General features: G+C 69.4%; 11 protein-coding genes and 1 tRNA gene. 3 read left to right on the top strand and 9 right to left on the bottom strand.

Annotation, left to right across the window (positions count from 1 at the left end; translation table 11 throughout):
* Positions 1–82: 82 nt before the first annotated feature.
* Positions 83–1,294 (top strand): serine hydrolase domain-containing protein, encoded by a 1,212-nt coding sequence (locus MET9862_RS18630; RefSeq protein WP_142584391.1) that lies wholly within the window; start codon positions 83–85, stop codon positions 1,292–1,294.
* A gap of 31 nt (positions 1,295–1,325) precedes the next feature.
* Here MET9862_RS18630 and MET9862_RS18625 read toward each other — a convergent pair whose 3' ends face one another.
* From MET9862_RS18625 to MET9862_RS18580, 9 genes are all read right to left on the bottom strand, one after another.
* Positions 1,326–2,645 carry an HdeD family acid-resistance protein gene (locus MET9862_RS18625; protein WP_244612788.1) on the bottom strand — a complete coding sequence of 440 codons (1,320 nt, stop codon included), beginning with the start codon at positions 2,643–2,645 and terminating at the stop codon, positions 1,326–1,328.
* A gap of 362 nt (positions 2,646–3,007) precedes the next feature.
* Positions 3,008–5,164: a TonB-dependent hemoglobin/transferrin/lactoferrin family receptor gene (locus MET9862_RS18620; RefSeq protein WP_142584389.1), complete on the bottom strand. Its 2,157-nt coding sequence runs from the start codon at positions 5,162–5,164 to the stop codon at positions 3,008–3,010.
* 184 nt (positions 5,165–5,348) lie between these two features.
* Positions 5,349–6,173 carry a heme ABC transporter ATP-binding protein gene (locus MET9862_RS18615; protein ID WP_142584388.1) on the bottom strand — a complete coding sequence of 275 codons (825 nt, stop codon included), beginning with the start codon at positions 6,171–6,173 and terminating at the stop codon, positions 5,349–5,351.
* Entirely contained in the window at positions 6,166–7,248 is a 1,083-nt protein-coding gene (locus tag MET9862_RS18610; RefSeq protein ID WP_142584387.1) for a FecCD family ABC transporter permease, read from the bottom strand. The genes MET9862_RS18615 and MET9862_RS18610 overlap by 8 nt, the downstream gene beginning before the upstream one ends.
* A 34-nt stretch (positions 7,249–7,282) precedes the next feature.
* The gene (locus MET9862_RS18605; protein WP_142584386.1) at positions 7,283–8,161 is read right to left on the bottom strand and encodes a heme/hemin ABC transporter substrate-binding protein; all 879 of its coding nucleotides are present in this window, start codon (positions 8,159–8,161) and stop codon (positions 7,283–7,285) included.
* Entirely contained in the window at positions 8,158–8,355 is a 198-nt protein-coding gene (hemP, locus tag MET9862_RS18600; protein WP_142584385.1) for a hemin uptake protein HemP, read from the bottom strand. The genes MET9862_RS18605 and hemP overlap by 4 nt, the downstream gene beginning before the upstream one ends.
* A 495-nt stretch (positions 8,356–8,850) precedes the next feature.
* Positions 8,851–9,132, bottom strand: a complete 282-nt coding sequence (locus MET9862_RS18595; protein ID WP_142584384.1) for a hypothetical protein — start codon at positions 9,130–9,132, stop codon at positions 8,851–8,853.
* Positions 9,133–9,695: 563 nt separating this feature from the next.
* Entirely contained in the window at positions 9,696–9,884 is a 189-nt protein-coding gene (locus tag MET9862_RS18585) for a hypothetical protein (protein WP_142584382.1), read from the bottom strand.
* A gap of 481 nt (positions 9,885–10,365) precedes the next feature.
* Positions 10,366–10,442 (bottom strand) — tRNA-His (locus tag MET9862_RS18580).
* Between the two features lie 245 nt (positions 10,443–10,687).
* Here MET9862_RS18580 and MET9862_RS18575 point away from each other — a divergent pair.
* Together MET9862_RS18575 and MET9862_RS18570 are read left to right on the top strand one after the other, a co-directional pair.
* Positions 10,688–12,487 (top strand): chloride channel protein, encoded by a 1,800-nt coding sequence (locus MET9862_RS18575; RefSeq protein WP_142584411.1) that lies wholly within the window; start codon positions 10,688–10,690, stop codon positions 12,485–12,487.
* Between the two features lie 190 nt (positions 12,488–12,677).
* Positions 12,678–13,757 carry a tartrate dehydrogenase gene (locus tag MET9862_RS18570; RefSeq protein ID WP_142584381.1) on the top strand — a complete coding sequence of 360 codons (1,080 nt, stop codon included), beginning with the start codon at positions 12,678–12,680 and terminating at the stop codon, positions 13,755–13,757.
* Positions 13,758–14,222: the final 465 nt, after the last annotated feature.

Here is a 14,222-nt window from a genome sequence, read left to right as displayed (position 1 = left end):
CGCTCGGGCACGGGCTCCCGGTCGCTCGGGGGCGCGCAGGCGTCAAGAAAATCTTCAACGTCCGAGGCGACATCAATGCAGCATGTCCCTCTCGCCCGCGCTTCCCGAGCCGTCGATCCGCACCAAGCCGAACCGTCGATGGCCAGTGCCCACGGCAATCGGCGTCGCGCTGGCCGCGGGCTGTGCCTGGACGGCGACCGCGATCCTCGATGTCCCGAATCCCGTCACCCTCGTGGCTCTGTCGGTCCTCAAGCCGTCCGCGGTCGGCGCATGGTTCCCGAGCCGCGTCGTGCGGGCGCCCGCACAGGCCCGCATCCTGCCCTCGAAGCCCCGCCCGATCCTCGACCGCGTGGTCTGGAAGGGTCAGACGGTCCCGCTCGGTACGATGCTGGAGGCGACGCATACCAACGCGTTCCTCGTGGTACAGGACGGGGCTCTGATCCACGAATGGCACCGCGCCGGGACCGGACCCGCGACTCTGTTCCCGTCGTGGTCGGTGGCGAAGTCCATCGTCTCGCTGCTTGTCGGCTCGGCCGTGGCGCGGGGCAAGCTCTCGGAGTCCGACCGCGTCTCGAACCTTCTCCCCGAATTGCGCAACGCCTCGGTCTTCGGTCAGATCACCGTGCGCGACCTCCTCGATATGACGAGCGGGATCGCGGTGCCTGAGAACTACGATCCCCATCATCCCCTGACCGGCACGGCCGGGATGTACCTGACCCGCGACGTGACGGCCTTCGTGCGGGAGCACGCGCATCTCGCGTTCAAGCCGGGCAGCCAGGGCCGCTACCGCAGCATCGACACTGAAGTGCTCGGCCTGATCCTCGCCCGGGTCGAAGGCGTGCCGCTCGCGGATCTGCTCTCGGAGCGGATCTGGAAACCGATGGGAGCCCAGACCGACGCGACCTGGAACCTCGACCGGGCCGGCGGCGTCGAGAAGGCCTTCTGCTGCATCAACGCGACCGCCCGGGACTTCGCCCGCCTCGGGCTGCTCGTGGCGGATCAGGGGCGTGCGGGCGGCGCACGCATCGTCCCCGCGCGCTGGATCCAACGGATCGCGACACCGGCCCGCCGCGCGGTCGATGGCTGGCAATACTCCGCCCAATGGTGGCATGCTCCCGACAGCGAGGACGGCGACATCTCTGCGATCGGCGTGTACGGCCAGTACGTCTACGTGAACCGCAACACCGGGACGGTCATCGTGAAGCTCAGCGATCACGGTGCCGAGCAGGACGAGGTCGAAACCCTGACGGTGATGCAGGCGATCGCCGCCAACCTTGCCGCCGGGCGCCCCTGACCGACAGCGATGCTGAGGTCTTTTCCGGACGTCACGCCTCGGTCGCGCCGGACCCCCGCTCGGGCCGACGCCGTGCGATCCGCGCCAAGCCGGCCGCCGATCGTGCACGCCAGTCGCGCCTGAGGCGCCGTCCCACATCCGTCCAAGCCATGCCCGGCATCGGCGAGAGCGGATCGACGAGCACGCTGAGGGCGCGGCTGTAGTCGAGGACCAGGCCCGGCGTCCAGGTCATGCCGGCAGCGCCGCTCCGCAGGACGGTTGCCGCCCAGAACTCGGGCGTCGTCGCGGCCCTGGCAAGTCGGCGCCAGGGATGTCCGGAGCGGGCGAAGGCACCCTCCACCGCCATGTCCAGCGCGCACGCCACGGCGGTGGAACAGTTGCGGCCCGTGAAGTTGTAGGTCGTGTCCCGGCGGTAGGTCTCCCAGAACATCCGGAGCCGCCCCGCATCGATACCGCGCAAAGTCACAGCGAGGGTCGCCTCGCACCAATCGGCCACCTCGGACTCGTACGAGGTCAGGAACCGGCCGGGCACGTTGTTCTCGGGGCCGGCACGCAGGCTGGATCGCAGACTGGCGACCGATCGATCGATCTCCACGGCCGGGTAATGGCTGATGTAGAGATCGCTTCCCTGTTCCAGGGCGGCGTGCCCCGAGGAGATCACGCCCCGGGCATTGACCGACGCGACGTATCTGCGGATGAGCCGCTGCCGGGCCGGCGTCGTGGGCAGTCCGGTCGGTGTCCAGACATAGACCGTGAGGCTGTCAGACACGGGTGAGGACGCGGCCGCGATGGTCTCCGGTACCATGCGCCGCATCCGCAGGCCGACCGACGCGAACCGCGCGCCGTTGAGGATGAGAAACATCCCCATGCAGTACCCCACCGTGCCGGCGTACCATGTCGGCCAGGGTTGGAGGTGGAACAGGCCGAACGCGACACCCAGCGCGCCGAGAGCGACCGAGATTCGCCACCCGGAGAACGTCAGCAGGCTCGCGATGACGATCCGGATCGCACCGTCGACCAGGAAGAAGGTGCCGAAGATCATGGCGAGGAGGAAGGCGCTGTGGCGCGTGGCCGCCACGATCAGAAGGGCCATCACCAACAGCAGGATGCCCTTGGCGAGGCGCAGCCGGCGGGCGGCGCCTACGGCGGTCGCTCCTACGACGAGCGATACCAAACCTTCGGCCAGGAGGAGGAAGCCGAACCACCGGTCCGGAACATGGAGCGCCCCGTCGAGAGAGTCGATGACGACCGCGATGCCGATCAGTGCCGAGACGAGACCCGCGGCGAGAAGCAGACGCCAGTGCCGGTGCACCTCCGCGCGTCCCACCAGCAGCAGCCAGAGAGGCGACATCCGCGTATTTGCCCCGGTCTCACCGCCTCGGCCGGAACCGGCCATCTCGGGGACCGGACGATCGAGCGGGGTCGGAGCGCGTTCGGACATGACCGGTCGTCTTCAGGGGATGTGCGGCGAGGCGCACGATTCACGACTTGCGTGATAACTTTCTTAAAGAACGTCCCTCCGCGTCCTAGCCGATCCCGCCTTCGACCGGACCGCGGGATGCGGACCGGATCGCCGGGCGGCCGAGCCCGAGGCATCGGCCTCGACGAGGCGACGCTCCGGTCCATCATCCGACCTGCCGTCCGCTTGGCCGCACCTCATGCCGCGCAGCCCCCGCTCCGGCAGGGCCCGATCGCGATCCGCACCGGGTCGCGCTACCGGGTCGCGAACTTGATGCTCAGCGCGGCCTTGGCCGTCAGGCCGGGGCTTTGCAGTAGGTTGAGGTACTGCGTGTAGCGCTTGTCGAAGGCGTTCTGCAGGATGAAATCCGCCCGGATGCGATCATTGACCCGATAGGACGCGAAGACGTCCACCAGTCCGTAGGCCTTGGTGGCCAGGACGGTTGCACCGGCCGGCACGTCGCGGCGGCTGTCCACGAAGGTCAGCCGGCTGCCGACCGTGAGGCTGTCGTCGAGGAAGCGGAGGCCGAGCGTCGCGCTGATCCGGTCCGGCGGCACGGTCAGCAGCGTCTGACGGGTCGCCTTGTCGCGTCCCTCGGTATGGGTCGCGGCCAGCGTGACGAAGCCGCGGCCCCAATCGTAGGCCCCTTCGAGCTCGACGCCCGAGAGCTCGGCCTGGGCGATATTGCGGTACTGGAACGACTGCACAGGGATGACGCAGGGGAAACGCCCCGGGATGCGGGCGCAGATCGAGGCCGGGATCCCTGGAATGGCCGGCACGAAATAGGTCGGGCCGACGGCCGAGATGTTGATGAAGTTGTCGACCTCGTTCTGGAAGACGTTGAGCTTCGCCCGGAATGCGTCGCCCGGACGGAGCAGATCGCCGTATTTGAGATTGACGCCGCCCTCGACATTATGGGCGACCTCGGGCCGCAGGGTCGGGTTCGGCAGGATGCTGAAGGCCGGGAAGGGATGGATGCCCTGGACCAGAGTCTCGGTGATCGAGGGCGCCCGGTAGCCCTCCGCATAGGTGCCGTAGAGCTCGATGCCGGCGACCGGCGAGATGCCGACTGTGATCTTCGGAGAGAGCCGGTCTCCGCTCGCGCGATACGCACCGCCGGACAGGTCGTAGCGGTCGTAGCGGAGCGCGCCGATCACGCGGAGCCACGAGGCGTAGCGCATCTCGTCCTGAACAAAGGCGCCCGCGAGCGTCCGCTCTCCGGAGGGCGTGAAGGCCGAACCGAAGCCGCCGGCATCGTCCGTCGTCCTGACGCGATCGAACACGGCATCACCGCCGATCGTCAGGGCGTGGCTGAGGGCCCAGGTGTCGAAGCGGGCCGTGTTGTGGATGTCGAAGCCCGACGTATCGATGTCGTAGGTGATCCGGTTGCCCGGCCGCACGCCGAGATTGCCGTAGAGCCCGCTCGCGGTATCGTTGAGGAAGGTCAGGGTGTTGTGGGTCGTGGAGTAATAGCCCCTCGCACTGAGGTCGATCAGCGGCGTATCGGGCCGGGCGAAGCGGTAGCCGAGGGTATAGGTATCGGCTTGGACGGCGTTGTTGAAGCGGGCGCCAGCATTGCTGCTGCCCCTGTTGGCAAAGTCGAAGTTCTGGATCAGCGCCGTGCCGCTGACTTCATGGCCCTCGCCGGGCCGGACGTTGAACTTGGCCAGACCTGAGATCAACTCGTTGCCGGTGTCGCGCACCAGAGTGCCGAAGCCGTCCCGATAGGGATCGTTGCTGCGGTACACGAACTGTCCGAACACGTCGGCCGCCGTCCCGATACGGGCGCCGAGAGCGGTCGAGTTCAGGAATTTCTGCCCGTTCGTGCCGAAGCCCCATTTCTGGACCGCGCCCGCCGTCTCATCCGGCGTGAGAATGTCGTCGATCGAGCGCGTCCGGAAGGAGACGACGCCGCCGATCGCGCCGGATCCGTAGATCGCCGCGGCAGGGCCTCGCGTGATGTCGATGCCGCCGACGAGCTCCGGATCGAGATAGAACACGCCGTTGGCGCTATGGCCCGAGGTCTGAAAGTTCTGCCGCGCTCCGTCGACCAGCACGTTCACGCGCCCGAAATCCTGCAGGCCGCGGATGTTGATGGCCTGGGCCGGATCATTCTGGTTCTCCTGCGTCGTCACGCCGGGCACGTCCCGCAGTACCTCCGACAGGCGGCTCGGCTGAAGACGGTTGATCTGCTCGCGCGCCACGACGCTCGTTCCCGACAGCGCGTCGATCGCCGGCTCCTCGGTTTTCGTGGCCGTCACCGTGAGCGTGTCGAGGCTGACGCTTGCGGCCGGTCCGGGAAGCCCCGGAGGCGACGCGGCCGTCTGGGCCTGCGCCGCGGTCAGGGTCAGAAGCGAGACGCCCGCAATGAAGCCGGGGCGGCAGGGCGTGAGGACGCGACGGCAAGACATGACCGGTTCCGCTCGATGAGAGGCAGCGCAGAGGGATTGGCTGGCTGGCGGACGGCTGGCTTGCTGGCCCTGCTCTGAACCAGGGCGCGTGGCGGATCAATTCGGGCGAACGGGGCGCAGTCTGGTGCGGTTCGCAACTCGCTCGGCGAGGATCTGAAAGGATTCCAATGTCATGACATTGAATTCAGTCTTGTGACTTGGCGGCTACACCGCGCTGCGGCAGGAGGAAGGGCTGCCGCGAGCGGGGCACCTCTCCGACGCGCCAGGGCACCCCGAACACCCGGGCGACGAGGTCGTCCTGCATCACCGCCTCGGGGCTGCCCCGGGCCACGATTCGGCCTCCTTCCATCACGAGCAGGACGTCGCCGTAGGCTGCGGCGAGGTTGAGGTCGTGCAGGATCGCGACCACCGCGGCGCCCCGTCCGGCGAGGGAGACGGCGGCGTCCAGCAAAGCCGTCTGATGGCGCAGATCGAGGCTCGCGGTGGGCTCGTCCAGGAAAAGCACCTGCCGCTCGGCGACGCTGCGGCCGGCGGCGAGTTGGCACAGCACGCGGGCGAACTGAACCCGTGCCTGCTCGCCCCCCGACAGCGTCGGATAGGCTCGATCGGCGAGGTGGGTCACATCGGCCCGGCCGAGGCTCTCGGCGAGGATCGCGTCGCGGGCCCGGCGGTCGAGGCCGCTGCCGATCCCATCCAGGCCGATCCGCGCCACCTCCGCCGCGGTGAAGGGAAAGGCGAGTCGGACGGCTTGCGGCATGACGGCCCGGATGGCGGCGAGGCGCCAAGGCGGGATCTCGGCCAAGGTCTCGCCCTCATAGGTGACGGTGCCGCGGCTCGGCCGCAGCTCCCCGCTGAGCAGCCGCAGCAGGGTGGACTTTCCGGCCCCATTCGGTCCGACCACGATCTGGACCGTGCCGGGTTCGGCCGCGAACGCGATGCCCTCCACCAGGGATCGGCCGCTCACCGCATAGGCGAGATCGCGGGCCCGGAGCAGGGCGGGCTCAGCCATCGGAGAGGGTGGGCCGCCCGAGCAGCAGCCACAGGAAGACGGGTGCCCCGACGAGGGCCGTGACGAGGCCGATCGGCAGCTCGGCCGGCGCGGCCACCAGACGGGCGACGACGTCCGCCAGGACGAGGAGCGCTCCGCCGAGAAGGGCGCAGGCGGGCAGGAGGCGGCGATGCTCCGGGCCGATGCCGAGGCGTAGGATATGGGGCACGACGAGGCCGACGAAGCCGATCACGCCTGCAGCCGCGACCCCTGTCCCGACCGCCACGGCGACGAGCAGGATCACCAGGCGCTTCAGCCGCTCCACCGCGATTCCAAGATGGAAGGCCTCCGCCTCGCCGAGCACCAGGGCGTTGAGCCCGCGGCCGAGGAAGGGCACCAGGGCGAGGACCGGCAGAATGGCGGGCGCGGGCACGGCGACCTTGGTCCAGGTGGCGCCGGGAAGGCTGCCGAGGGGCCAGAACGTGAGATCGCGCAGCTGTCGGTCGTCGCTGGCATAGACCAAGAGGCCAGTGAACGCCCCCGCCAGCGCCGCCAGGGCGATGCCCGCGAGCAGCATCGTCGCCATCGAGGTCCGGCCGGCCCGGGTTGCGATCCGATACAGGCAGACGGTGGTGGCGAGGCCGCCCAGGAAGGCCGCGACGGGTAGGACCGGATAGGGCATCGGCCCCGGCAGGCCCGCGGCGGCGCGGAGCCGGTCGCCGAGGACGATCACGGTCGCGGCGGCAAGGCCGGACCCCGCCGAGATCCCGACCAGCGTCGGGTCCGCGAGCGGATTGCGGAACAGGCCCTGCATGAGGGCACCCGACACGGCGAGGCTCGCCCCGACCAGCAGGCCGAGCAGCGTGCGCGGCAGGCGGATGTTCAGGATGACGAGGGCGTCGCGGGCCAGAGCGGGATCATCCGAGGCGCCGACGAGAATGCCGAGAACGCGGCCGGGCGGGATGCGGACGGCCCCCAGGCCGAGGGACAGGAGGATGGCGAGGCCGGTCAGGAGGACCAGTCCGGCGAAGATCGCGAAGCCGGTCTGGGCCCCGCCGAGGTGGAAGCCGGTCCGGCGCCGGGAGACGCGACGCATCAAGGACGGGGAGCCAGGCGCCGCGCGCGGCCCCTCACTCACGCGGCAGGTCCGGATAGACGGCGCGCATGAGCGCCTCCGCCGTCTCCGGCGTCCGGGGGCCGAAACCGAGCAGGGCGAGGCCATCCATCGCCATGAGCGAGCGCCGGGCGGCGGCCGGGGTCTGGCCGAGCGCGGTACCGGGTGCGAACACGGCCTCGATCGGCTGAGCGTGCCCCTCGTTCGCCATCATGATCACCGTGTCGGGCGCTGCCGCGACGATGGCCTCGTCGCTGATCGGCTTGAAGCCCGAGAGGCCGTCGGCGGCGTTGCGCAGGCCGGCGAGCGTGAGGATGCCGTCCGCAGTGCTCTCCCGGCCGCCGACCATCGCGCGCCCGTTGGCAAGGGAGAGCACCACGAGCGCGCGCGCAGGTCGCTTCACCGCAGCGCGCTGCCGGCCCAAGCCGGCAAATCCGGCGGCCACCGCCCGGTGCAGCTCCGCCGCCTCCGTCTCCAGGCCCGCGAGCCGTCCGACCGCCGTGATCTTGTCCAGAACGCCCTCCGCCGTGGGCGGCTCCGCGATCAGCTCCACCCGGATGCCGGCCTCGCGGAGCTGGGCGAGCACGGCAGGCGGTCCCGCCCCCTCAGTGGCGATGACGAGGTCCGGTCCGACCGAGAGCAGCCCCTCAGCCGAGAGCGCGCGGAGATAGCCCGCATTCGGCTTCTCGCGCAGGATCTCGGCGGGGTAGATGCTGGTGGTGTCGACGACCGCGATGCGCGGCCCGGCACCGAGGCGCCACAGGATCTCGGTGACCGCTCCGCCGAGGGACGCGATCCGGGCGACGGCTGTCGCGCGTGCGGGCCCGCTGGCGAGAAGACCGATCGCCCCGACGAGCACCGCGCGACGCGAGAGGGACGTGTGAGGGCGGCTCATTTGGTCAGGATCAGCTTGTCGTTCGCGGTGATGCGGAGCCTGTATCGGAGCCCGGCATGCAGGATGATGATCTCGCGCCGGCCGTCCATCAATGCGGCAGAGGTGACGGTCACCTCGTCGTCATGAGGCGAACGCGGCAGTTGCGCCTCGTCAATCGCCCGAATCGCCAAGCTCTTGCCATCCAAACTGGACATATTCCAAATCAAATTTCTATCGATAGCTTACGATCATTCCAAATTCGAGCATCTTTCGCTCGCGTTTGGCAGTCATCATCGCTAGAGCACCTTCCATCAGCAAGCAAGGCAAGCTAGGGCGCTCTCCAACGAATGGAGTGCCGGTTCGGCGCAAGAGTGCGGGTTACGGCAAAGACTGAGAGCCGCTCCCGCTTGCGACGCGATCGGGAGTGGTTCCAGGCTCGTCTTGCCAGCTGCGCTGATGCGCCCGCGGATTCTGATCAGGGGCCGTTTTCAACAGCGTTCGATGCGCCCCGCGGAACCCGCCAGGCCGTAGAGACGTAGATTTGAGGCCCGTAGCATCCGGACAGGGTGTTGCCATGACCACGAACCTCTTGGTGTTCACCGCCTTCCCGCTCCTGATCGGCCTCACCGCCGCCATTGGGCTGCTCCTGTCGGAGCATCGACGCGATCCGCTGCCCTGAGCGTCGGCGCGCAGATCGGTCGGCCGGCCTCTCAACACCCGATGCAGATATCCCGCACGAGGCGCTCGCGCATCGGCCCGACCCGCTGATTGGGAAGTTGGCCGGCTCGCGGAATCGGCGCGGGCCGCGAGACCAGGGCCCTGCGCTCGTGGACCGCGTCCTTGCCCGGCGCCGCGTAGGTCGCCGGCGACGGAGGTACGAACAGGGCCGCACGATAGAAGGGGCTCGTGCGCGCGAGACGCACCGGCGCGGCCCGCGCGGGCGGCTGCGCGACCGCAAGGGCCGCGGCGAGGGTGAGGATGCGGACGAGCATGGACGCCTCCACCTCCATCAACGCCGTCGCCGCCTGTTCGTTACGCCCCGAACGTCATGGAACGCTGACGGTCCCGATCCCGCGGCCTTCAGCCAGTCCTCGGAAGCCTCAAGGCCGGGACGGCGGCCCTAGCTTGTGATTCGCGTCCAGCGGCAAGCCCGGCACGCCTGTGGATTCGGTGAATCCGTTGGACAACCGCCCCCGCGGCGAAGCGATGTCGATGCTGCCGGCAAAGCACTGAGGACTCACTGCTTTTTGCGGGGCATTCTGTCGGCATGGAACAGATCATGCGAGGACGCCATGCAATTCGAAGTCCGACCGGCGGGTAATGTGTGGGAATGGGTTCTGCTGAACGAGGTTCGGGAAGTCCTCGCCGCCTCGCACCGAACCTTTCCGACATCGACGCAGGCCTCTGCCGCGGCTCTCGCTTGGTCGCAGATGGTGAACAAGGCCGCCAGAACCCTCACGCGGCAGACCCCGGCCTCCCTGCTTTAGGCTCCCTCCACCTGATCCTCGCCAGGACCGGGCCACGCGGATCAATCGGCCGGAGCAGGCGAGAGCCGTCACGCACCGTCGTGCAGCTTGGGAAAGCCGGCGAACACCTCCTCCTCCCGACGCGCGACCTCCTGACCAAGGCGATACAGGAGCATGCGCATGATCTGCTGCAGTTCTTCCGACCCGCGATCAAGGACAAGCGTCCCCGCTTCGATGCAGGCCTCCACCATCTCATCGAATTCGTCGCCTTCGACCATGGTAATTGCTGAGACCCCTCAACCTAAAGGCGAAAGAGGTCTAACGCATTCCGGCCATCTGGCAATGGCCTCCAGGGTTTTGGACGTAGACAACGCAAGTGCCTTCCAACGACGTTTGCATGGTCGTATAGCTGGGCGATCGGTCGAGCTTCGAATTTCCAGAATGGTCGATCGCTCTCATCCAGATGGGGTCTATTCCAGTACGCGGAATGCTTGCCTACATCCGGCATGGATCGACGCCGTCCTCGGTCCACCGTGGAGACGCTTACCACGGATGTCCGACGCGCCGATGAGCTGACGGGTGCCGCAGAGCTGCTGAGCCTGGCGTTCGCGGGCGCGTGTGCACGCGCGAGGCGTCTGACGGCCGCGGGCGAGACCGCAGCGAGACGCTGAGCTCTCCCGCCCGATTCGTCTGGAAGCTCTGGAAGAAGCGAAGGCGGCGCGGCCTTGCGCAGGCCCTTGCCGAGGCGATCGATCTCGATGGTACAGCCGCCCCGGCTCGAACGGGGGACCCCCAGATCCACAATCTGGTGCTCTAACCAACTGAGCTACGGCTGCACTGCGGCGCGATGTATCCTGGGCGGGCGGGCATTTCAAGCGGCCTGTGCGGCTCACACGCACGCTGTGGACGCATGGTGTGGACGCGTCGGCCCGCGCGCCCGTATGAGTGGCGTGTGAGCCAGCGTTCCAACCGCACCGCGAAGCCGGCCGCCGCGAAGCCGGGGAGCACAGCCAAGCCGGCCCCCCTGGCGCGGACGGCTGCGGCCCGGGCTGCGGGGGAGGGCGGGCGCCGGACGGCCTGGATGCTGGCGCCGGAGCGGCTGCGCGCCTTCGTCCGCCGCAGCGAGGCGGGCATGGTATTGCTCGCCGCGCTCACCGGCTGCGTCGGCGGCCTCGCCGTCTCGGGCATGAATCTCGCCACGCAAGGGCTGCGCGAGGCGCTCTACCGGCTGCCGCACGGCGCCCGCCTCAGCGCGGCGCAGGAGGTCGAGCCCCTGGCGCTGCTGCTCGCCCCCTGCCTCGGCGGCGTCGCCCTCGGCCTCCTCCTCGTCGCGGTCGGGCGGATCAAGGCGATGCGGCGGCGGCCTGCGATCGACCCGATCGAGGCGAACGCCCTGCACGGGGGCCGGATGTCGCTTCGCGACAGCCTCTACGTCGTGGTGCAGAACGTGATCTCGAACGGCTCGGGCGCCTCGGTCGGGCTGGAGGCCGGCTACACGCAGATCTGCTCCGGCATCGCCTCGCGGCTCGGGATCAGCTTCGAGATGCGGCGCGCCGATCTGCGCACCCTCGTCGGCTGCGGTGCCGCCGCCGCCATCGCCGCGGCCTTCGGGGCGCCGCTCACCGGCGCCTTCTACGCCTTCGAGCTGATCATCGGCACCTATGCCATCGCGACCCTGACCCCCGTGGTGGTAGCCGCCCTCTGCGGCAGCCTCGTCGCGCGCGGCCTCGTCCCGGCCGATCCGCTGGTGGACGTGGCCAACATGCAGGCGGTGACGACCTCGACGGTGACGAGCTTCGAGACCCTGCCGAGCCTTGTCCTCGGCCTCGTCTGCGCCGGGCTCGGCATCCTGATCATGCGCGGCGTCACCCTGGTCGAGCGCCTGGCCCAGGCGAGCCGGATCCCGCGGGCGGCGGCGCCCGCGGTCGGCGGGCTCTGCGTCGGAGCGCTGGCCCTCGTCGCCTCGCCGCAGGTGCTCTCGGGCGGGCACGGGGCGCTCCACCAGCACTTCGCCGAGCACGCCGCCGATGACGGGATCCTGGGGCTCGTCATCCTGTTCACGGCCAAGGCCACGGCCTCGGCGATCTCGATCGGCTCGGGCTTCCGCGGCGGCCTGTTCTTCGCCTCGCTGTTCCTCGGCGCGCTCGCCGGCAAGCTCTTCGCGCTGATCGGACCGCTCCTGGTGCCGGCGATGGCGGCGTTCGGGCTGACCCCGCTCGCCTACGCGGTGATCGGCATGAGCGCGCTGGCGGTCGCGGTGATCGGCGGCCCGCTCACCATGACCTTCCTGGCGCTGGAAGTGACGGGCAGCCTGCCGATCACCGGGCTCGTGCTGGCGGCGGTGATCGCCTCCTCGCTCACCGTGCGGAAGACCTTCGGCTATTCCTTCGCCACCTGGCGCTTCCATCTGCGCGGCGAGAGCATCCGCAGCGCCCACGATGTCGGCTGGATCCGCACGCTCACGGTCGGCCGCCTGATGCGCAAGGACATCCGCCCGGTCCCCCTCGACACGCCGCTGGCGAGCTTCCTGCGCGCCCACCCGATCGGCTCGCCCTCGCGGATCATCGTGGTCGATGCCGAGGAGCGCTATGCCGGCATGGTCCTGGTGCCCGAGGCGCATGCCGCCGCCCGGGACGCGCAGGAGGGCGACGAGCCCCGGCTCGCCGACGTGGTGCGCTACCCGACGGAGTTCCTGACGCCGGAGATGAACGCCAAGGAGGCCGCCTCCCTCTTCGACCGGGCCGAGAGCGAAGCCCTTGCCGTGGTCGACAGCCCGGCCGAGCGGCGGGTGATCGGCATGCTCACCGAGAGCCACACCCTCAAGCGCTACAGCGACGAGCTCGAGCGCCAGCGCCGCACCATCGCGGGCGAGCCGGTCTGATCGGTGCCCGGACCGGAGCGATCGCGGCCGAACCGGCGTGAATGTCAGGCCGGGGCGTTGACCGGGGCCGCCCGCTTCGTCAGTCCGGTGCCCAACAGGAGCACCTCACAAAACGCCCGACGACCGGGAGATCTCGCTCTGGGCATGACGGCGCAGCGGGCGTTGTGTGAGAGGCTCTAAGGAGGAGACCATGGCCAGTTCCGAGCGCAGCTACCGCATCGCGGTCATTCCCGGCGACGGCATCGGCAAGGAGGTGGTGCCGGAGGGCGTCCGCGTGCTGGAGGCCGCCGCCAAGCGGCACGGCTTCAGGCTCCAGCTCGACTGGTTCGACTTCGCGTCCTGCGACTACTATGCCCGCCACGGGCGCATGATGCCCGAGGACTGGAAGGCGCAGATCGGCAGCCACGACGCGATCTTCTTCGGGGCGGTGGGCATGCCCGATCAGGTGCCCGACCACATCTCGCTCTGGGGGTCGCTGATCCTGTTCCGGCGGGAATTCGATCAGTACGTGAACCTGCGCCCCGTGCGCCTGATGCCCGGCGTGCCGAGCCCGCTCGCGGGCCGCAACCCCGGAGACATCGACTTCTGGGTGGTCCGCGAGAACACCGAGGGCGAGTACTCGAACGCGGGCGGGCGGATGTTCGCCGGAACGGACCGCGAATTCGCGGTGCAGGAATCGATCTTCACCCGGCACGGCACCGACCGGGTGCTGCGCTTCGCCTTCGAGCTCGCCCAGTCGCGGCCGAAGAAGCACCTGACCTCGGCGACGAAGTCCAACGGCATCTCGATCACGATGCCCTACTGGGACGAGCGTGTGCGGGCCATGGCCGAGCACTACCCGGAGGTGCGCTGGGACCAGTATCACATCGACATCCTGACCGCGCATTTCGTGCTGAACCCGGACCGCTTCGACGTCGTGGTGGCCTCGAACCTGTTCGGCGACATCCTGTCGGATCTCGGCCCCGCCTGCACCGGCACGATCGGCATCGCGCCGTCCGGCAACATCAACCCGGACCGGCTCTTCCCCTCGGTGTTCGAGCCGGTGCACGGCTCGGCCCCCGACATTGCCGGGGCCGGCATCGCCAACCCGATCGGCCAGATCTGGTCGGGGGCGATGATGCTGGAGCATCTCGGCGAGCGGGCGGCCGCGGCGGAGATCGTGTCGGGCATCGAGCGCGTGCTCTCGGAGCGGACGCTCCGCACCCGCGACCTCGGCGGCAACGCCGACACCACGGCCTGCGGCCAGGCCGTCGAGCAGGCCCTCGGCTGAGGGCGGACGGGTCGCAGGCGGCAGGCCCGCTCCGCCGAAGCGACAGGGGCCCGTGCAGATCCGGGTGCAGGTTTCTCCCTCTCCCCTCTGCGGGAGAGGGTGGCCCTCGCGTGAGCGAGGGTCGGGTGAGGGGAGCAAGGGGTCCGGACGGGGCGCGGGTCCCCTCTCCCGTTCGGGAGAGGGCCAGGGTGAGGGTCGAGAATTATCAGGACAGGGCTCGACGGCGCAGCGGCATCGGCGTGACAGGCCCTGAAGCTTCTCATCCCTCACCCCAACCCTCTCCCGAACGGGAGAGGGGGTCTGTCGTGGTTCGCACGCGCTTTCGGCCCCGCGCGGATGCTCCGCCGGGGGCATGGCCGGAAGTCACGGTCGGGGTGACGCGGGACGCCGCGGAGCCCTGAACGCAACGTTGCACAAGCCGGCTCCCCGGCGTCCCGCGGATGAGAGGCCCTGCTGCAAGCCCGC

Origin of the sequence: Methylobacterium symbioticum, from assembly GCF_902141845.1 — a bacterium.
Lineage (GTDB): Bacteria > Pseudomonadota > Alphaproteobacteria > Rhizobiales > Beijerinckiaceae > Methylobacterium > Methylobacterium symbioticum.
Note: the sequence above shows the minus strand (reverse complement) of the source record. Positions and strands in the feature narration are given on the sequence as shown.

What these genes read in the sequence shown, in the direction of transcription:
- MET9862_RS18595 (WP_142584384.1), bottom strand. Translation starts at nt 9,132, where the DNA reads ATGCTCGTCCGCATCCTCACCCTCGCCGCGGCCCTTGCGGTCGCGCAG.
- MET9862_RS18615 (WP_142584388.1), bottom strand. Translation starts at nt 6,173, where the DNA reads ATGGCTGAGCCCGCCCTGCTCCGGGCCCGCGATCTCGCCTATGCGGTG.
- MET9862_RS18575 (WP_142584411.1), top strand. Translation starts at nt 10,688, where the DNA reads ATGCTGGCGCCGGAGCGGCTGCGCGCCTTCGTCCGCCGCAGCGAGGCG.
- hemP (WP_142584385.1), bottom strand. Translation starts at nt 8,355, where the DNA reads ATGTCCAGTTTGGATGGCAAGAGCTTGGCGATTCGGGCGATTGACGAG.
- MET9862_RS18585 (WP_142584382.1), bottom strand. Translation starts at nt 9,884, where the DNA reads ATGGTCGAAGGCGACGAATTCGATGAGATGGTGGAGGCCTGCATCGAA.
- MET9862_RS18620 (WP_142584389.1), bottom strand. Translation starts at nt 5,164, where the DNA reads ATGTCTTGCCGTCGCGTCCTCACGCCCTGCCGCCCCGGCTTCATTGCG.
- MET9862_RS18605 (WP_142584386.1), bottom strand. Translation starts at nt 8,161, where the DNA reads ATGAGCCGCCCTCACACGTCCCTCTCGCGTCGCGCGGTGCTCGTCGGG.
- MET9862_RS18630 (WP_142584391.1), top strand. Translation starts at nt 83, where the DNA reads ATGTCCCTCTCGCCCGCGCTTCCCGAGCCGTCGATCCGCACCAAGCCG.
- MET9862_RS18610 (WP_142584387.1), bottom strand. Translation starts at nt 7,248, where the DNA reads ATGCGTCGCGTCTCCCGGCGCCGGACCGGCTTCCACCTCGGCGGGGCC.
- MET9862_RS18570 (WP_142584381.1), top strand. Translation starts at nt 12,678, where the DNA reads ATGGCCAGTTCCGAGCGCAGCTACCGCATCGCGGTCATTCCCGGCGAC.
- MET9862_RS18625 (WP_244612788.1), bottom strand. Translation starts at nt 2,645, where the DNA reads ATGTCGCCTCTCTGGCTGCTGCTGGTGGGACGCGCGGAGGTGCACCGG.